This window comes from Staphylococcus argenteus (assembly GCF_000236925.1).
In the GTDB taxonomy this organism is placed as follows: domain Bacteria; phylum Bacillota; class Bacilli; order Staphylococcales; family Staphylococcaceae; genus Staphylococcus; species Staphylococcus argenteus.
In genome coordinates this window covers 37,573-57,308 of the sequence record NC_016941.1, presented here as the reverse complement: position 1 = coordinate 57,308, position 19,736 = coordinate 37,573, and the positions used below count along the sequence as shown (strand labels likewise).

The following is a 19,736-nucleotide window of genomic DNA, read 5'->3' as shown; positions in this document are numbered from 1 at the left end:
CAACAAACAAAGTATATCACACATTTGAAAGCATAAATACAAAAAACCTCCTAATAAATTAAGAGGGTTGAATGATAGTTTATAAAATATTAAATTATTTGCTATTATAATTAACTATTTTGGTTAATTCTTTAATCGTTAAAGGTTTTTTAGTATTTCTATGAATCATTTTATGGCAATTAGAACATAGTGGGACTAAATCTTTTTGTGGATTTACTTTTATTTCTCTTTTTATTGAAAACATTGGTTTTAAATGATGAATTTCAATAAAACCCTCACCTAAATCGCCATACTTAGCTTTAAAATCAAATCCACATACTTTACATGTAGTTCCATGAATTTTAATAGCTTCATTTCTTAATGCCTGATTTCTTTCATATTTAATACCGTACTGTACATATGGTTTACCTTCGACATATTCAGTGTTTTCTAACTCATTATCTAAATTTAAAATATTCGTTTTCAAGACTTTTGTATATAACTTTTTAAAGGTTCCTTTAAAGTCATAGGACCTTGAACATTACCTTTTAACCCATTATCTTGTAAAAATTCTAAATCTAATTGGTCATCATCAAGTTTGTTTAATAACTTTAATTCCATGTAATTACCATAGTTAATATAATTATCACCCTTGATAACAAATTGACTATCATCAATTTATGATAAACATTTATCTCAAGCATCTTATTTAATCGGTTGTCAAAAAACTGGAGAAGCCATGATCATTGATCCTATTTGTGACTTATCTTCATATATTCGAGTTGCCGATGAAGAGAGTTTAACCATTACTCATGCAGCTGAAACACATATACATGCAAATTTTGTTTCAGGAATTAGAGATGTTGCTATAAAGTTAAATGCTAGTATTTATGTATCGGGCGAAAGTGATGACATGTTAGGTTATAAAAATATGCCTAACCACACTCATTTTGTTCAACATAATGATGATATTTATGTAGGAAATATAAAATTAAAAGTGCTTCATACACCTGGTCACACGCCAGAAAGTATAAGTTTTTTACTTACTGACGAAGGTGCTGGAGCACAAGTTCCAATGGGACTATTCAGTGGTGATTTTATTTTTGTAGGAGATATCGGTAGACCTGATTTACTAGAAAAAGCTGTTAAAGTAGAAGGATTATCTGAAATAGGCGCAAAACAAATGTTTAAATCTATTGAAAGTATTAAAGACTTGCCAGACTACATTCAAATTTGGCCTGGTCATGGCGCTGGTAGTCCTTGTGGTAAATCTTTAGGTGCTATTCCAACATCTACGCTTGGCTATGAAAAACAAACGAACTGGGCTTTTTCTGAAAATAATGAAGCTACCTTTATCGATAAACTCATTTCTGACCAACCTGCACCACCACATCATTTTGCACAAATGAAAAAAATTAATCAATTCGGTATGAATTTATATCAACCTTATACGGTTTATCCAGCTACAAGTACAAACAGATTAACTTTTGATCTCCGCAGTAAGGAGGCTTATCATGGTGGACATATTGAAGGTACAATCAATATTCCATATGATAAAAATTTCATCAATCAAATTGGCTGGTATCTAAACTATAATCAAGAAATTAACTTGATTGGAGACTATCACCTTGTTTCAAAAGCAACACATAACATACTTTACAACTTATTGGATATGATAATGTGTCTGGATATCAGTTACCACAAGCTCAAATTCAAACACAATCTGTTCATAGTAAAGACATAACTGGTAATGAAGCACATGTCTTAGATGTACGTAATGATAATGAATGGAATAATGGCCACTTATCCCAAGCGGTTCATGTGCCACACGGCAAACTTTTAGAAACAGATTTACCTTTCAATAGAAACGATGTTATTTATGTAGACTGTCAGTCTGGCATTAGAAGTTCTATAGCTATTGGTATTTTAGAACACAAAGGTTATCACAACATTATTAATGTAAACGAAGGTTACAAAGATATATACCTTTCTTAATAATTATATTTATACTAATGAAGAAGGACTATAAGTAGTTAGATATAGCTTTTAGATATAGCTTATAGTTCCTTTTTATATTATTGGATAAATATCTATTTAAAAATCATTTATATACCCTCGCTTTATATCATTTAATAAATATTTTACATAGTACATACCTTTTTTGTTTATTGATGTGATCAAAAAACATAACAGCAATTCCTATAAACCTCATATGTTCTGATACGTTCAAAATCCCTTTATGAAGTGTCTAAAAAACCGCATCTCTGCGTATCGGTTAATGATACGGTTTTCTATGATATTTATTAATAAATATAAGATGCGAAGCATTTGTATAATCCAAACACTTCGCACCTATCTCTTGTTTTTTTATTTATTCCTAAAGAAAGACTCTAAACTTTTAATTACTTTTTTAGTTCGCAATATATCAGCTTCTTTTGATTCTATTAACACATATTTAGTAGCCGGACCTTCACCTTCTTTTTTTATCAAGTTATCATCTTTTAGTTTTTTTAAAATATTTCTAAACTGATATTCTGTCATATTTTCCATTTTTAAGGCTTCACCCTTACTTATTGATCCATAGTCAATAATATACTTTATTACTTTTTTGTCTAACTCAGGATATTTTTCAAACTCCTTCATTAAATCTTGTTTCCAAAGTACTACATTAGTGTCCATGTCCGTTAATTCTATTTCAGGCGTTTTAAGCTTATGTCTATTAACTACATCGAATATCCTTGGTCCTCCAGATCCAGCTTTTTCTGAATATCCTACTCTTCTGAAAAGCGTCGATAATATACTATTTCTGTCCTTTGAATGCCCTCCATGAATAAAATCTTCTTTATTTATTCTCATATTACCCGGATTATAAAACTCTATAAAATCTTCACAATTAACTATTTTAATACTTTGCTTAGTATCATAATACGCATGCATTAATGTATTAACCAGTGCTTCGCGAATTGCTACTTTTAAATCTCTTGCATAATTTTGTCTAGTCAAACCATCATTTAGGCTAAATGATTCCTCAATGTTATCAGTTAATTTTATCAATACTTTTTCAAAAAAACTATACACGTTTAAATCTTCATTACCTAAATCTCCACTTGATATTCTATCTTTCCAATCAGTATCTAGGTAATTTGTTTTCTTAAAATAATCTAATTGAAATCCTGGGAATCTATCACTAATCGCATTATACTTACCAAAGAATAATAAACATGCTGTAGTCATTTTATACTGTTTGTCTTTCGAACTTCTATCTTTTCTATATGCTCCTAAATCTATCATTAAATCCAGTTGGCTCATATTCGCATATCTCTCATCATTAGTATTTTTTAATAGAAGTTTCCTATAATTTTCGATAGATTCGTGATTTAAATCAGACATGTCATAGTTATCTAATAATTCTGTATCTATATCGTCTTGAGAATTTACAATCATGAATTTATACTCTTCTTCAGTCGCAATTCTATCAGCATCATCAACTCTTTTATATACTAAATCTTTTTTATTATCTACATATATCGGTTTCTTCGAATAAGGCGCTTCTGGTACATGAATTTCAATGCACGCTTTATTTTCAATATTAACAATTTTAACATCTTTATTTGATAAAATATTTTGACTAACTTTACTTCTTCCATATAGTGCATTCCAAAAATCTTCAATCATTTTCTCTGGATCTTCAACACCAACTGAAACAAAGACTTTTTTGTCCTCGATCTTTTTTTCTTCAATTCCTAAATATATAGTACCACCTTCAGTATTTGCAAAAGCACTATACGTAGACCAAATATCATTAGATAATCCTTTTCGTGATTTCTTATACTCTATATATTTACTTTCTCTATGCAACGCAATTCCTCCAAACCATAAATATTAAAATACTCCATTAATTTACTCAAACCGTCTACCATAGTATTTCACGCGATTTTCGCGCGATTACTACGATGATTTCAAACGATTCCTCTGATTATTTCACGCGATTTTCGCGCGATTACTACGATGATTTCAAACGATTCCTCTGATTATTTCACGCGATTTTCGCGCGATTACTACGATGATTTCAAACGATTCCTCTGATTATTTCACGTGATTTTCGCGCGATTACTACGATGATTTCAAACGATTCCTCTGATTATTTCACGTGATTTTCGCGCGATTACTACGATGATTTCAAACGATTCCTCTGATTATTTCACGTGATTTTCGCGCGATTACTACGATGATTTCAAACGATTCCTCTGATTATTTCACGTGATTTTCGCGCGATTACTACGATGATTTCAAACGATTCCTCTGATTATTTCACGCGATTTCCACAACATTTTTCGTATTTCAGAACGATTAAGACTACATTATCCTGGCTTAATATTAATTAATTTTAATTATATCTATAAATATTTTCAGTGAAAAACTATTTCTTTAAGGCATCTAATGCTTTAAAAAACAACGATACATTGTACTCAATATTGTTATGCTTTGTTTTTTCTCTAGGAAAGCAGTAGGCTTTATAATAATCAATTTTAACTTTCAACATATTTTGTTCAATAGATAAAGTTGCATTTAATAACGATTCTTCTAATCCATTTTTAAATCTTTTAATCTGATCTTTTACGTATCTATACTTTTTAATAGATTCTTCTATCAGTGTAATTCTTTTGTAATTATCTTTTTCTCCTTCACATGTATCTACAATGTCTCTAATAATATATAATCTAACAACAGGTAATCGTATATCTATAAGTAAAATAATGACATATGATTGAATAAATTCGTTTAATTTTTTCCCAAACTCATAATCTGTTTTCTTTTGTCCTTTAAATGCCTTCAAATACAATTCTATCAAATAAAATAGTTCATTTAAAAAAGCCCAAGCATATTCCTGTTCTAATGCAACATAACTAATCAATTGATTATTAAGATTATAAAACTGAATCTCATTATATAAATATTTCCAATGATTCTCCAATTTTGTATACGATATTTTTTCTCCTAACCGTACATATTCATTTTCTTTTTTTGACTGATTATAGAGTGTGTCTATCTTTGTAACTAATCTTTTTTGCGTTTTGTTTATTTCTGCCAATGCTTTTGAAGTAATATTTGAATCATAACTCATATGTGCATCTACTTTCTTTATCGCGAGTAGTGATTTCAATTGTTCTTCATTTATAAATGGATTACGTTTAAAATTATTATTTTGACTATTGATATGCGTCATGATATTTAAATTACTGTAAATCTTATTGATACTTCTAAACTCAGTATCATCTAATAAATAATCGAAATTTGAGTTTAAATGTTTTTTTATAAATGAAACTCTATCCATCTTTTGATGTTCATTTAAATCGCTTAAACTTCTTAATAACAACAAATCTTCATAAACCTCAACTGTTACATCAAATTTCAAATAATCAACTAAGTTTCCATACTTATCAATAATTTCTTCTAGCGTAGGTATCAATATATACCCCCCCTCCCCATTTTTTGTTCCGCGTCTAATCATAATGCTTCATTTATGCTTATTATAGCAATCAATTGAAGATAGTTTAACCTATATGATATTGATTGACTCCTTAAAAATTATTGGAGGAATTTTAAAATGAATAAGAAATCTAAGCAGCAAGAAAAGCTTTATAATTTTATAATTGCTAAATCTTTTCAACAACCAGTTGGAAGTACGTTCACTTATGGTGAATTAAGAAAGAAATATAATGTGGTTTGTAGCACGAATGATCAACGTGAAGTAGGACGTCGTTTTGCTTACTGGATTAAGTACACGCCAGGATTACCATTTAAAATTGTAGGAACAAAAAATGGCAGTTTATTATATCAGAAAATAGGGATAAACCCATGCAATAATAGCACGCCTTCGAAAGGAGGTGATTGCTAATGAGTTACACATTGTTTGAAATTGGCCCATTTGCTTTAGATTCCTTCGGTTGGAAAGAAACGATACCACCTAAAAAAGATGGTGACAGTGAAAAAGTGGTTAGAATGGCTAGCCCTATTATTGTTAATGCAAGATTTTCTGATCCAATTACTGGTGTTGAAAAGTTGATTATTACTAACAACAATGGTAAAAAAGACATTTTTGAGTCTGATATCTTAACAACACGAAACTTACCTTCTTTAATTAAATATGGCTACAGTATTAACGAGAAGTATATTAGATCATTGAGTTATGCCTTGCAATTGATGCGAGATAGATTACCACTTTCTGAATTATATGAGGGTGTAGGTATACTAGAGACACCTTTTGGCTACTTGATATCGCTAGATAAAGTTCTCAAATCTATTCAATTTAATCAGTCCTCACCTTCATACCCTATTGTAGATAGTGCTTATGACTTAACTCCTAAAGGTACATTTGATAATTGGTTTAACATGTATATTGACGAGGTTAAAGGTCATCTTCTTTTAGAATTGGCAGTCATATTTGGGATTTCTGCCTTAGTGACAAGTTTTCTGAAGCATAAACATGAAATCGAATTTGCAGGAATTCTCTTTAGTTTTACAGGTCAATCCTCAACCGGTAAGTCAACCGCAGCTGCTTTAGCTGTATCAGTCGCTGGTAACCCTACCAAAGGTAATGAAACTCTTTTTAGAAGTTGGAATGCCACACGAAACGCACTTGAAGGTTATTTGAGTAACAATTATGGCATTCCTATAGTATTTGATGAGCTTTCATCTACGACACTTAGAGATACCACGGGTTTGTTATATTCCATCGCTGAAGGTCAAGGTCGTCAACGTTCAAACGTTCATGGAGAAGTTAAAACGCCTAAGAATTGGGGTACTTCTGTCATTTCAACGTCAGAATACAGTATTTTTAATGATTCAGCTCAAAACGATGGATTACGTGTAAGAACCATCGAGATTAATGAACAATTCACTACAAATGCGACCAATGCTGACAATATTAAAAAAGCTGTAGCACTAAACTATGGTCATGTTTTACCGTTAGTAGCTAAATATCTTATAAATCGTGAAGATGAAGTTATTCAATGGTTTTACAAGGAAGTAGATTGGTTTGAAGCTAAATTGAAAGATGAAACAAACAATACAGGTATTCGTATGTTTAAGCGTTATGCAGTCATTACAACATCTGCGAAAATATTAGGTCGTGTTTTATCTACAGATATTGATATCGCTAATATAAGAGACTACTTTATTGATTATCATACTCATACAGTCTCTGAACGCTCATTAGCTGATAAAGCTATTGATGTCATCATTCAATTTGTGGCACAAAACAGAGGTAAGTTTTCAGATGAAGGTGCTTTGAAAAATATGTTTGAGAACTATGGATTAATCTCATTAAAAGATGACCATATCGAAGTAAAAATAATTGCGAACGTTTTTAAACAGATGCTAAACAATCATCAATTTCAAGATGTTAATAATGTTGTCAACGCCTTAAGAGATAAAGGTTTCATATTAGCTGACCGTGGACGCCAAACAACTAAAAGAAGTGTCAAAGATAATAGCGGTAAAAAACAATCACTTGTATTTTACCATCTAAAATTAGATGTAGAGTTTGCATCTATCCTCGGATTAACTAAAGATAAGTCGTTACTTCAAAATTGGACACCGTCAAATGATAACAAAGCTGCGAAAGAACTTTTTAAATCCGCTAATGAAGGGATAGGCCCTTCAGGAGTTCACGAAGATTTCTAATTGTCTTTATCATACAACTGTGAAGCATCAAACTGAATAATCGACGTATTGAAGATAGAACAAATAACGGAGTGAAAAACATGGATGAACTTATCGAGATATTAGCCGATTTGGTAATTGAAGAAATCAATCAAACAAATGACTAATATGGACGCCCAACATCTCATTGATGTTGGGCTTATATATCAATTCATCCATAAATATATATTATCACTGTGAAAGGAGGAGCCGATATGAAACAAGTCATAGGCTATTTACGTCAAAGTACGATGAAACAACAATCTCTTGCAGCACAGAAACAAGCTATCGAAGCAATAGCCGAAAAACATCATATTCAACATATCAACTTTTATAGCGACAAACAATCAGGTCGCAAAGATAATCGTAGTGGGTATCGACAAATAACACAATTAATTCAACAAGGACAGTGTGACATATTATGCTGTTATCGTCTTAATAGGTTGCATCGTAATCTGAAAAATGCATTAAAACTCATCAAATTATGTCAAACGTACCATGTTCATATCTTAAGCGTACATGATGGTTACTTTGATATGGATCAAGCTTTCGACCGACTCAAGCTTAATATCTTCATCAGTTTAGCCGAACTTGAATCGGATAACATTGGAGAACAAGTCAGAAATGGGCTTCAAGAAAAAGCAAAGCAAGGTCGATTGATTACAACACATGCACCTTTTGGTTACGAATATCACAACGGAACATTCATCATCAATCAAAATGAGTCACCAACGGTAAAGGCTGTATTCAATTATTACATTAAAGGTCATGGTTATAAGAAAATTGCACAGTTATTAGAAGAAGATAACACGTATATCAATCGACAACCCTATCAAGTTCGTAACATTATCATCAATCCTAATTATTGTGGTCGTGTCAACAATCAATATGGCCAATTCGACAATATGTTTCCTTCTATTGTTTCCACAAGTATATATGAGCAAGCGCAGAGACTTCGATTGCAAAAACAAACCAAACAGACACCTTCGGATAATCAACTCAAACAAAAAATCAAATGCCCATGTTGTAATGCAACACTTACAAATATGACCATTAGAAAAAAGAATCATACATTACGTTACTACGTCTGTCCTAAAAACATGAATGCTTCACGCTTTGTCTGTGATTTTAAAGGCATCAATGCACAAACACTTGAAGATAAAGTATTAGAAGTGTGCCGAGACTTTTATCAAAATCAACGCATCTACACAAAAATTAAAAGTGCGATTGACAAACGCATCAAAAGACAAAGAAACATAGAAAAACATCACACATTGACTCAAGAACAACTGATAGAAAAGTTGGCACAAGGCATCATTGATGCAGAAACGTTCAGAGAGCAAACACAATCATTACGTCAACAACCGCAACGCACTACATCTATCAATGGGCATCAAATACAACACATCATTCAAAATATTATTCAAAAACGTTTCACGTTAAACATATTGTACCCCTATATTGAAACCATTCACATTACGAAAGATAAAAATCTTATAGGAATCTATTTCAAAAATGAACCACTCAATATTGTCAATCAAACCATGCAATCATCGATTGCATAAATGAAGAAAGGATGTAACATAATGCAACAACTTAAAACAAAACGTGTCGGTATCTATGTACGTGTATCAACAGAAATGCAAAGCACAGAAGGTTATAGTATCGACGGACAAATCAATCAAATCAAAGAATACTGTGACTTCCATCATTTTGAAGTTAAAGATATATACGCTGACCGTGGTATTTCAGGTAAATCTATGAACAGACCTGAGCTCCAACGTATGTTGAAAGATGCAAAAGAAGGCAATATCGACTGTGTTATGGTATACAAAACAAACCGATTAGCTCGTAATACATCTGATCTTCTCAAAATTGTCGAAGATTTACACAAACAAAATGTCGAATTTTTCAGTTTGTCAGAGCGTATGGAAGTCAATACTTCTTCTGGTAAACTCATGTTACAGATACTTGCGAGTTTCTCAGAATTCGAACGTAATAACATTGTCGAGAACGTATTTATGGGTCAAACGAGACGTGCCCAAGAAGGCTATTATCAAGGCAATTTACCACTAGGTTATGACAAAATACCAGATAGTAAACACGAGCTAATGATTAACCAACATGAAGCTAATATTGTAAAATATATATTCGAGTGCTATGCCAAAGGACATGGCTATCGTAAAATTGCCAATGCATTGAATCACAAAGGATATGTCACTAAAAAGGGGAAACCTTTCAGTATTAGTTCAATCACATACATCTTAGCTAACCCTTTCTATATCGGCAAAATTCAATTTGCGAAATACAAAGATTGGAGTGAAAAACGTCGTAAAGGGCTGAATGATAAACCAGTGATAGCTGAAGGTAAGCATTCCCCCATTATTAATCAAGATTTATGGGATAAAGTACAAATGCGTAAGAAACAAGTCAGTCAAAAACCCCAAGTCCATGGCAAAGGAACGAATCTGCTTACAGGCATTATTCACTGTCCCCAATGTGGCGCACCTATGGCAGCAAGCAATACCACGAATACTCTTAAAGACGGGACTAAGAAACGTATTCGTTACTATTCATGTAGTAATTTTCGGAACAAGGGTTCCAAAGTATGTTCGGCAAACAGTGTAAGAGCTGATGTGATTGAAGATTATGTGATGAAGCAAATACTTGAAATAGTCAAAAGTGATAAAGTCATTCAACGCGTAGTAACACACGTCAATCAAGAAAATCAAGTTGATGGCGCTGCACTTCATCACGATATTGCTTATAAGCAACAACAATATGATGAAGTACAAATCAAAATAAATAACTTGATTAAAACCATCGAGGATAATCCGGACTTAACATCAGTAATCAGACCAAGTATTCAAAAATATGAAAAGCAACTCAATGACATTACGAATCAAATCAACCAACTCAAAAATCAACAAAATGAAGATAAGACTTTATTTGATGCCAAAGAAATCAGTAAACTATTACAACACATCTTTCATGATATTAAGCACATAGAAAAATCTCGACTCAAAGCATTGTATCTATCAGTGATTGATCGCATTGATATTAAAAAAGATGGTAATCATAAAAAACAATTCTATGTCACACTCAAACTTAATAACGAAATCATTAAACAACTTTTCAATAATAAACAACTCGACGAAGTGCATCTCAGCACTTCGTCTTTATTTTTGCCCCAAACACTATATCTTACTATTTAGCTAATAGAATCATTGTTATAACAATAATTTTCACTATATTCTTTCGCTTATTTTATCTAACTATTTTCAAGAATTGCTCTTTATCAATTTCAATAACACTTATCTAATGAAACAGTTATTGTCGTAATTTTTTCATAACTATACAATGCTTATATTGAAATTGCTAAAGAACATCCCACAATGATTTTTTATCGGGAAATGATTGGGATTTGCAGATTCGAAGAAACAGAAGGATTGTGCAAGCACAATCCCAAAATCCCGTTACTTTTTATAAATAAATAATATATATAAGGAAGCAGAGACACAACCCTATCATCAATACTTATAAATAATGAGTTGATTGTTTGTCAAAATAGGCGGAATTTCAGGATTTCCTTGGCATACCAACGTTTGTAGCGGGTTTTTATATGGAATTTTCTCTTATTCCCACCGGGATTCGTAATAAATGACAAATCAAATATATATTATCTCAATGATGTATATGAACTACATCACTATTACACTATCTAGGAGGCAATAATATGAAAACCATCACTCAAGAACTCAAACAATATATAACCCACCTATTCCAACTATCTAATAACGAAGCTTGGGAATGTGAAGCGCTGGAGGAAGCAGCAGAAAATATTCTACCGGAACGTTTTATTAATGATTCTCCACTGGTACATCTCACACTCGAGACTTATACCTACTATAATGATGAACTACATGAGCTAAGTATCTATCCATTTCTAATGTATGCCAATAACCAACTCATCAGTGTCGGATACTTAGACCATTTTGACATGGACTTTCTGTACCTTACAGATACTCAAAATATCATTATTGATGAACGTCATTTACTAAAACAAGGAGGTCAGGACCATGAATAATTGGATCATAGTTGCTCAATTATCCGTCACAGTTATCAACGAAATCATCGACATCATGAAAGAAAAGCAGAAGGGAGGGAAATAGCATGAAAATCAATCGATACATCACAAGAGGAATTAATGAAAGTATTCCACTAGACCTTCAAATCTTACTTTGGCACATGGTAGAAAAAAAAGATAACCAGCCTCATACAGATTACCTACACATTTTTAAATTACAAGAAGATGAGAATATACTCTCAATCACACATGAACAAGAACAACCCACATACAAATTGGAATATCACTATACAAACTATGAAAAAAATCAAAATGCATTACCTAAGAAAGTCTACGTCATTCGTGAAGATGACGTGGACGCTTTTTATTATGTGATGCTTTTACCAGAAGAATACTAAAGGAAGTGACGATGATGAATACAATCAAAAGTACGATACACACAGAAGCCATATTTAGCGATGATGAACAGCACCGCTATTTACTCAAGAAAACATGGGATGAAAAGAAAGCTGCATGCACAGTGATAACGATGTATCCTCATTTAGACGGTGTATTATCACTCGATCTCACAACTGTTCTTATCCTCAACCAATTAGCCAATTCAGAACGATACGGTGCTGTATATCTTGTAAATCTATTCTCTAATATTAGAACACCCGAAAACCTCAAACATATCAAAAATCCATACGATGAGCACACTGATATTCATTTGATGAAAGCGATTAGTGAAAGTGACACAGTGATTCTTGCTTATGGTGCCTATGCGAAGCGACCAGTTGTTATCGACCGTGTCGAACAAGTGATGGAAATGTTAAAACCTCATAAAAAGAAAGTAAAAAAGCTCATCAATCCAGTAACAAATGAAATTATGCATCCACTCAACCCTAAGGCACGTCAAAAATGGATTTTGAAATCATAGCAAATACATGGAGGTCAATATGGAAACAAAACAAATCAACATCGTTTTACTGTAAATGATATTGTTGAAACAATTCCTGACAATGAATTCGACGAATTCAGACATCACCGTGGTGCAACTTCGTACCATCCTAAAATGATGTTAAAAGTGATTCTATATGCCTACACACAATCTGTATTCTCAGGTCGTAAAATAGAAAAAATGCTTAATGATAGCATCCGAATGATGTGGCTATCACAAAATCAAAAACCTTCTTATAAAACAATTAATCAATTTAGAGTAAATCCAAAAGTAGATGCTTTATTAGAATCTTTATTTATTCAATTTTACAGTCAGTGTGTAAAACAAAATCTTATAGATGATAAAGCTATTTTTATTGATGGTACAAAAATTGAAGCAAATGCCAATCGATATACATTTGTATGGAAAAAGAGTATTCAAAACCATGAATCAAAGATGAATGAGGATTCTAAAGCCCTCTACCATGAATTGGTAACCAATAAAATCATACCGGAAATTAAAGAAGATCATGATAATGAATTAACAAAAGAAGAAATAGATTTGATTGGTAGTCACTTAGATAAAGAAATCGAAGATTTAAACCAACATATCAACAATGAAAAATGTACTAAAACAAGAAAACAAATACGTCTCAAAAGAACTAAAATCAAAAAATACAAAAAGCAAATCAATGATTATTTTGAGCGAAAGTATCGATACGAATTTCAAAAATCTATTTTAAAGGATAGAAATAGTTATTCTAAGACAGATTATGATGCGACATTTATGAGAATGAAAGAAGATCACATGAAAAATGGACAACTTAAGCCAGGGTATAATTTACAAATAGCAACAAATTCCCAATTTGTTTTATCTTATAATGTGTATCAAAATCCAACGGATACTAGAACGATGATTCCATTTTTAAATTCAATTCAAGAGACCTACGGTCATTTACCTGAATATATTGTAGCTGATGCAGGTTATGGTAGTGAATCAAATTATAAGGCAATTATAGATGACTTTAATCGAACGCCACTCATAACATATGGAATGTTTATAAAAGATAAAACTAAAAAATATAAAAGTGACATCTTTAATACTCAAAATTGGAACTATGACGAAATTAATGACGAATTCATTTGTCCGAATAATAAACGGCTAGGTTTTAAAAGATATGCCTATCGTCATGATAAGTATGGTTATAAGCGAGACTTCAAATTATATGAATGTGATGATTGTTCAGAATGTCCTCTGAAAAATCAATGTATGAACTTCAATTCAAAAACAAACAAAAAAATAATGAAGAATTATAACTGGGAATATTTTAAATCCCAAATTAACAAAAAGCTTTCAGAACCAGAAACAAAAAATATCTACAGTCAAAGAAAAATTGATGTGGAACCTGTTTTTGGATTTATGAAGGCTATTTTGGGTTTCACTCGGATGTCTGTCCGAGGACTCAATAAAGTCAAAAGAGAACTTGGTTTTGTATTAATGGCACTTAATATAAGAAAAGTAGTAGCTCAACGAGCTGAAAATAATCAAAAAATTTATAAAAAAGACAATTTCTATATTATTTCAATAGAAATTGTCTTTTTTCACTTATCCAAGAACTTTATGTCCCGGACTCATTATGATTTATTTTTTTATTGCTGACTTGCCATTAATTCTGCTTGCTCTACAACTTGTTCCACAGCCATTTTTTGAAGATCTGGTGGATAGCCATATTTCTTTAATAGGCGTCTAACTTGAACTCTCATTTTAGCTTTAGCACTGTCTCGTTTAGACCAATCAACACTCATGTTATCCTTAACTGTTTTAGTTAACTCATGTGCAATGGCTCTTAACTCTTTATCGCCCAAAGCTTCTTTAGCTGTTTCATGTGAAGCTCGATATACTACATACAATATACGCAACAATACGCTTGTTTCGATTAGGTTTAGGCATTGAATCATAAAGTGCAATATACTTAACACGTTCTTTAATATTTGAATTAAAACCTAGTAAATATTGTGCTGCCACATTATTTATGTGCTGAGATTTTAAAATAGAGCATTTTAATATCGATTCACCATAACGTATATGTTCATGGCGATTCAAAATTTTTAAAACGTTTCTATCACATACTTTTTCACAGTCATTGTCCATCATTGTTTTACTTATATATAGTGCAGGATTAAACCAGAATATCATTTTAAAAACAACATAAAGCTGGTTGAATATTAAGTCATGACTTTTCACATGTGATAGTTCATGTAGAATAATATATTCAATTTCTTTGTCATTCATGGTTTCGACTACGACAGTTGGTAGTACAATTTGGGATTTCACTAAACCAAATACCATCGGATTATCAATGTTTGAACTATAACTAATTGTTATATGCTTTTTGTAGAACTGCATCTTACTTTGACATACTTTAAGTCGTTCATTAAGATATGACGATTCCAATGACGAACTTTTAATAACATCAATTTGTCGGAATGCCTTAATCATATAAAATAAGCACAACAAACTACCAAATACCCATATCAAAAGAATCATATACGTTATATTTGAGGTCTCAAACTGATTAACATTAATTGCTAAGTCTTTCGTAACAGATGATTGTTGACCATCTAACATATGACTAACCGAAGAAGTCGTGTCAGATACATTTCGATTCATCATATCTTTTGAAAATGTAAAATTCGATATTTTGTAAAATGGTATTAATGGAATTAACGTGGAGACGAGCACTAATAACCAAATCTTATGTGACATAATATTTTGAGTATATTTTATATAGAGCATTCTCACTAAAAAAATTACACATATCGTGAGCAATGAACTGATTATACTTAACATTAAAAAAGATGATAACACCTTCTACACCTCCATATCACAAAAATTATAACATTATTTTGACATAAATACTACATTTGTAATATACTACAAATGTAGTCTTATATAAGGAGTATATTGATGAAAAAGATAAAAATTGTTCCACTTATTTTAATAGTTGTAGTTGTCGGGTTTGGTATATATTTTTATGCTTCAAAAGATAAAGAAATTAATAATACTATTGATGCAATTGAAGATAAAAATTTCAAACAAGTTTATAAAGATAGCAGTTATATTTCTAAAAGCGATAATGGTGAAGTAGAAATGACTGAACGTCCGATAAAAATATATAATAGTTTAGGCGTTAAAGATATAAACATTCAGGATCGTAAAATAAAAAAAGTATCTAAAAATAAAAAACGAGTAGATGCTCAATATAAAATTAAAACAAACTACGGTAACATTGATCGCAACGTTCAATTTAATTTTGTTAAAGAAGATGGTATGTGGAAGTTAGATTGGGATCATAGCGTCATTATTCCAGGAATGCAGAAAGACCAAAGCATACATATTGAAAATTTAAAATCAGAACGTGGTAAAATTTTAGACCGAAACAATGTGGAATTGGCCAATACAGGAACAGCATATGAGATAGGCATCGTTCCAAAGAATGTATCTAAAAAAGATTATAAAGCAATCGCTAAAGAACTAAGTATTTCTGAAGACTATATCAAACAACAAATGGATCAAAATTGGGTACAAGATGATACCTTCGTTCCACTTAAAACCGTTAAAAAAATGGATGAATATTTAAGTGATTTCGCAAAAAAATTTCATCTTACAACTAATGAAACAGAAAGTCGTAACTATCCTCTAGGAAAAGCGACTTCACATCTATTAGGTTATGTTGGTCCCATTAACTCTGAAGAATTAAAACAAAAAGAATATAAAGGCTATAAAGATGATGCAGTTATTGGTAAAAAGGGACTCGAAAAACTTTACGATAAAAAGCTCCAACATGAAGATGGCTATCGTGTCACAATCGTTGACGATAATAGCAATACAATCGCACATACATTAATAGAGAAAAAGAAAAAAGATGGCAAAGATATTCAACTAACTATTGATGCTAAAGTTCAAAAGAGTATTTATAACAACATGAAAAATGATTATGGCTCAGGTACTGCTATCCACCCTCAAACAGGTGAATTATTAGCACTTGTAAGCACACCTTCATATGACGTCTATCCATTTATGTATGGCATGAGTAACGAAGAATATAATAAATTAACCGAAGATAAAAAAGAACCTCTGCTCAACAAGTTCCAGATTACAACTTCACCAGGTTCAACTCAAAAAATATTAACAGCAATGATTGGGTTAAATAACAAAACATTAGACGATAAAACAAGTTATAAAATCGATGGTAAAGGTTGGCAAAAAGATAAATCTTGGGGTGGTTACAACGTTACAAGATATGAAGTGGTAAATGGTAATATCGACTTAAAACAAGCAATAGAATCATCAGATAACATTTTCTTTGCTAGAGTAGCACTCGAATTAGGCAGTAAGAAATTTGAAAAAGGCATGAAAAAACTAGGTGTTGGTGAAGATATACCAAGTGATTATCCATTTTATAATGCTCAAATTTCAAACAAAAATTTAGATAATGAAATATTATTAGCTGATTCAGGTTACGGACAAGGTGAAATACTGATTAACCCAGTACAGATCCTTTCAATCTATAGCGCATTAGAAAATAATGGCAATATTAACGCACCTCACTTATTAAAAGACACGAAAAACAAAGTTTGGAAGAAAAATATTATTTCCAAAGAAAATATCAATCTATTAACTGATGGTATGCAACAAGTCGTAAATAAAACACATAAAGAAGATATTTATAGATCTTATGCAAACTTAATTGGCAAATCCGGTACTGCAGAACTCAAAATGAAACAAGGAGAAACTGGCAGACAAATTGGGTGGTTTATATCATATGATAAAGATAATCCAAACATGATGATGGCTATTAATGTTAAAGATGTACAAGATAAAGGAATGGCTAGCTACAATGCCAAAATCTCAGGTAAAGTGTATGATGAGCTATATGAGAACGGTAATAAAAAATACGATATAGATGAATAACAAAACAGTGAAGCAATCCGTAACGATGGTTGCTTCACTGTTTTATTATGAATTATTAATAAGTGCTGTTACTTCTCCCTTAAATACAATTTCTTCATTTTCATTGTATGTTGAAAGTGACACTGTAACGAGTCCATTTTCTTTTTTTATGGATTTCTTATTTGTAATTTCAGCGATAACGTACAATGTATTACCTGGGTATACAGGTTTAATAAATTTAACGTTATTCATTTGTGTTCCTGCTACAACTTCTTCTCCGTATTTACCTTCTTCTACCCATAATTTAAATGATATTGAAAGTGTATGCATGCCAGATGCAATGATACCTTTAAATCTACTTTGTTCTGCTTTTTCTTTATCTATATGCATATATTGAGGATCAAAAGTTGTTGCAAATTGGATAATTTCTTCTTCTGTAATATGAAGGCTTTTTGTTTTGAATGTTTCTCCTACTATAAAATCATCGTATTTCATATATGTCTCTCTTTCTTATTCAAATTAATTTTTTAGTATGTAACATGTTAAAGGTAAGTCTACCGTCACTGAAACGTAAGACTCACCTCTAACTTTCTATTGAGACAAATGCACCATTTTATCTGCATTGTCTGTAAAGATACCATCAACTCCCCAATTAGCAAGTTGGTTTGCACGTGCTGGTTTGTTTACAGTCCATACGTTCAATTCATAACCCGCTTCTTTTACCATTTTTACTTTTGCTTTAGTAAGTTTGGCATCTTCAGTGTTTACTATTTTAGCATTACAGTAATCTAAAAGTGTTCTCCAGTCTTCACGAAACGAAGTTGTATGGAATATAACTGCTCTGTTATATTGTGGCATGATTTCTTCTGCAAGTTTAACAAGCACAACATTAAAGCTTGAAATGAGCACTTCTTGATTCTGATTTAAGTTTGTTAATTGTTCTTCCACTTGCTTAACCATACTTTTAGAAAGTGCTAGTCCATTCGGTCCAGTAATACCTTTTAATTCTACATTTAAATTCATATTATATTCATTTGCTATTTTTACTACATCATCGAAAGTTGGCAAATGTTCATCTTTGAATTTTTCACCAAACCAAGATCCTGCAGAAGCATCTTTAATTTCATCATAATTCAATTCAGTTATTTCCCCGGACATATTTGTAGTCCGTTCTAAATAATCATCATGAATGATAATCAGTTGTTCATCTTTTGTAATTGCAACATCTAACTCCAACCAGTTTATACCTTCTACTTCTGAAGCAGCTTTAAATGATGCAATTGTATTTTCCGGAGCTTTACTAGGTAATCCTCTATGTCCATATACAGTTAGCATATTACCTCTCCTTGCATTTTTATTTTTTTAATTAACGTAACTGTATTATCACATTAATCGCACTTTTATTTCCATTAAAAAGAGATGAATATCATAAATAAAGAAGTCGATAGATTCGTATTGATTATGGAGTTAATCTACGTCTCATCTCATTTTTAAAAAATCATTTATGTCCCAAGCTCCATTTTGTAATCAAGTCTAGTTTTTCTGTACCCCTTATCTGCAATTTTACTTAGGATTGCTTTTAACTTACCCCTTATCAGCAATTTTACTGAGAACTGCTTTTAACGCACCTCTTATCTGCAATTTTGCCTAGAACTGCTTTTAACGTACCTCTTATCTGCAATTTTACTGAGAACTGCTTTTAACTTACCCCTTATCAGCAATTTTGCATGGAATTGCTTTTAACGTACCTCTTATCTGCAATTTTACTTAGAACTGCTTTTAACAAACCTCTTATCTGCAATTTTACTTAGAACTGCTTTTAACGTACCTCTTATCTGTAATTTTACTGAGAACTGCTTTTAACAAACCTCTTATCTGCAATTTTACTTAGAACTGCTTTTAACAAACCTCTTATCTGCAATTTTACTTAGAATTGCTTTTACTATTCCTCTTATTAGTATAATCTCAGTAAGAATGCGTATAAAAATGAAAATTACAACCGATTTTGTAAGTGCTGACGCCTGAGGGAATAGTATGTGCGAGAGACTAATGGCTCGAGCCATACCCCTAGGCAAGCATGCACGTACAAAATCG

The 19,736-nt window shown here is 31.6% G+C and carries 15 protein-coding genes and 3 pseudogenes; 10 read left to right on the top strand and 8 right to left on the bottom strand.

Annotated elements, in window-relative coordinates; genetic code table 11:
• Positions 1-94: 94 nt before the first annotated feature.
• On the bottom strand, positions 95-466 hold the full coding sequence (locus tag SAMSHR1132_RS00245) for an HNH endonuclease (protein WP_001549968.1): 372 nt from the start codon (positions 464-466) through the stop codon (positions 95-97).
• The gene (locus SAMSHR1132_RS14030) at positions 463-600 is read right to left on the bottom strand and encodes a hypothetical protein (RefSeq protein WP_001791883.1); all 138 of its coding nucleotides are present in this window, start codon (positions 598-600) and stop codon (positions 463-465) included. Before SAMSHR1132_RS14030 ends, SAMSHR1132_RS00245 begins: the two co-directional genes overlap by 4 nt.
• Before the next feature lie 55 nt (positions 601-655).
• On the opposite strand from SAMSHR1132_RS14030, the pseudogene cstB reads away from it, so the two are divergent.
• Positions 656-1,974, top strand: a pseudogene (cstB, locus tag SAMSHR1132_RS00240) (persulfide dioxygenase-sulfurtransferase CstB).
• A gap of 372 nt (positions 1,975-2,346) precedes the next feature.
• On the opposite strand, the gene SAMSHR1132_RS00230 reads toward cstB, so the two are convergent.
• Positions 2,347-3,837 (bottom strand): RNA-binding domain-containing protein, encoded by a 1,491-nt coding sequence (locus SAMSHR1132_RS00230; protein ID WP_000554504.1) that lies wholly within the window; start codon positions 3,835-3,837, stop codon positions 2,347-2,349.
• A 562-nt stretch (positions 3,838-4,399) separates the two neighbouring features.
• Positions 4,400-5,449, bottom strand: a complete 1,050-nt coding sequence (locus SAMSHR1132_RS00225; RefSeq protein WP_000613248.1) for a hypothetical protein — start codon at positions 5,447-5,449, stop codon at positions 4,400-4,402.
• 138 nt (positions 5,450-5,587) lie between these two features.
• Between SAMSHR1132_RS00225 and ssb the strand changes: the two genes are divergently transcribed.
• The 8 genes and pseudogenes from ssb to SAMSHR1132_RS00185 all read left to right on the top strand — a co-directional run.
• Positions 5,588-5,878 carry a cassette chromosome ssDNA-binding protein gene (ssb, locus tag SAMSHR1132_RS00220; protein WP_001036438.1) on the top strand — a complete coding sequence of 97 codons (291 nt, stop codon included), beginning with the start codon at positions 5,588-5,590 and terminating at the stop codon, positions 5,876-5,878.
• A complete protein-coding gene (cch1, locus tag SAMSHR1132_RS00215) occupies positions 5,878-7,665 on the top strand; it encodes a cassette chromosome replicative helicase (RefSeq protein ID WP_000122620.1) in 1,788 nt (595 codons plus the stop codon). Before ssb ends, cch1 begins: the two co-directional genes overlap by 1 nt.
• Positions 7,666-7,898: 233 nt before the next feature.
• The gene (gene ccrA / locus SAMSHR1132_RS00210; protein WP_000815640.1) at positions 7,899-9,248 is read left to right on the top strand and encodes a cassette chromosome recombinase CcrA; all 1,350 of its coding nucleotides are present in this window, start codon (positions 7,899-7,901) and stop codon (positions 9,246-9,248) included.
• Positions 9,249-9,269: 21 nt separating this feature from the next.
• Entirely contained in the window at positions 9,270-10,898 is a 1,629-nt protein-coding gene (ccrB, locus tag SAMSHR1132_RS00205) for a cassette chromosome recombinase CcrB (protein ID WP_001186608.1), read from the top strand.
• Between the two features lie 521 nt (positions 10,899-11,419).
• Entirely contained in the window at positions 11,420-11,770 is a 351-nt protein-coding gene (locus SAMSHR1132_RS00200; protein WP_000849672.1) for an SAUGI family uracil-DNA glycosylase inhibitor, read from the top strand.
• Between the two features lie 86 nt (positions 11,771-11,856).
• Positions 11,857-12,168 carry a DUF960 family protein gene (locus SAMSHR1132_RS00195; protein ID WP_000700851.1) on the top strand — a complete coding sequence of 104 codons (312 nt, stop codon included), beginning with the start codon at positions 11,857-11,859 and terminating at the stop codon, positions 12,166-12,168.
• A gap of 14 nt (positions 12,169-12,182) precedes the next feature.
• Positions 12,183-12,689 (top strand): DUF1643 domain-containing protein, encoded by a 507-nt coding sequence (locus SAMSHR1132_RS00190; protein WP_001092189.1) that lies wholly within the window; start codon positions 12,183-12,185, stop codon positions 12,687-12,689.
• A 48-nt stretch (positions 12,690-12,737) separates the two neighbouring features.
• A pseudogene (locus SAMSHR1132_RS00185) lies at positions 12,738-14,348 on the top strand (IS1182 family transposase); the annotation flags it as partial.
• Here the strand turns inward: SAMSHR1132_RS00185 and SAMSHR1132_RS00180 are convergent.
• Both SAMSHR1132_RS00180 and SAMSHR1132_RS00175 read right to left on the bottom strand, forming a co-directional pair.
• Positions 14,339-14,581, bottom strand: a pseudogene (locus tag SAMSHR1132_RS00180) (type I restriction enzyme endonuclease domain-containing protein); the annotation flags it as partial. The pseudogenes SAMSHR1132_RS00185 and SAMSHR1132_RS00180 sit on opposite strands and share 10 nt — an antisense overlap.
• The gene (locus SAMSHR1132_RS00175; RefSeq protein ID WP_001549960.1) at positions 14,571-15,557 is read right to left on the bottom strand and encodes a beta-lactam sensor/signal transducer MecR1; all 987 of its coding nucleotides are present in this window, start codon (positions 15,555-15,557) and stop codon (positions 14,571-14,573) included. The pseudogene SAMSHR1132_RS00180 and the gene SAMSHR1132_RS00175, both read right to left, overlap by 11 nt.
• 96 nt (positions 15,558-15,653) lie before the next feature.
• Between SAMSHR1132_RS00175 and mecA the strand changes: the two genes are divergently transcribed.
• Positions 15,654-17,663: a PBP2a family beta-lactam-resistant peptidoglycan transpeptidase MecA gene (mecA, locus tag SAMSHR1132_RS00170; protein ID WP_001801873.1), complete on the top strand. Its 2,010-nt coding sequence runs from the start codon at positions 15,654-15,656 to the stop codon at positions 17,661-17,663.
• A 45-nt stretch (positions 17,664-17,708) separates the two neighbouring features.
• Here mecA and SAMSHR1132_RS00165 read toward each other — a convergent pair whose 3' ends face one another.
• Both SAMSHR1132_RS00165 and SAMSHR1132_RS00160 read right to left on the bottom strand, forming a co-directional pair.
• Positions 17,709-18,137 (bottom strand): MaoC family dehydratase, encoded by a 429-nt coding sequence (locus SAMSHR1132_RS00165; RefSeq protein WP_000872606.1) that lies wholly within the window; start codon positions 18,135-18,137, stop codon positions 17,709-17,711.
• 96 nt (positions 18,138-18,233) lie between these two features.
• On the bottom strand, positions 18,234-18,977 hold the full coding sequence (locus SAMSHR1132_RS00160) for a glycerophosphoryl diester phosphodiesterase (RefSeq protein ID WP_000958858.1): 744 nt from the start codon (positions 18,975-18,977) through the stop codon (positions 18,234-18,236).
• Between the last annotated feature and the right edge of the window lie 759 nt (positions 18,978-19,736).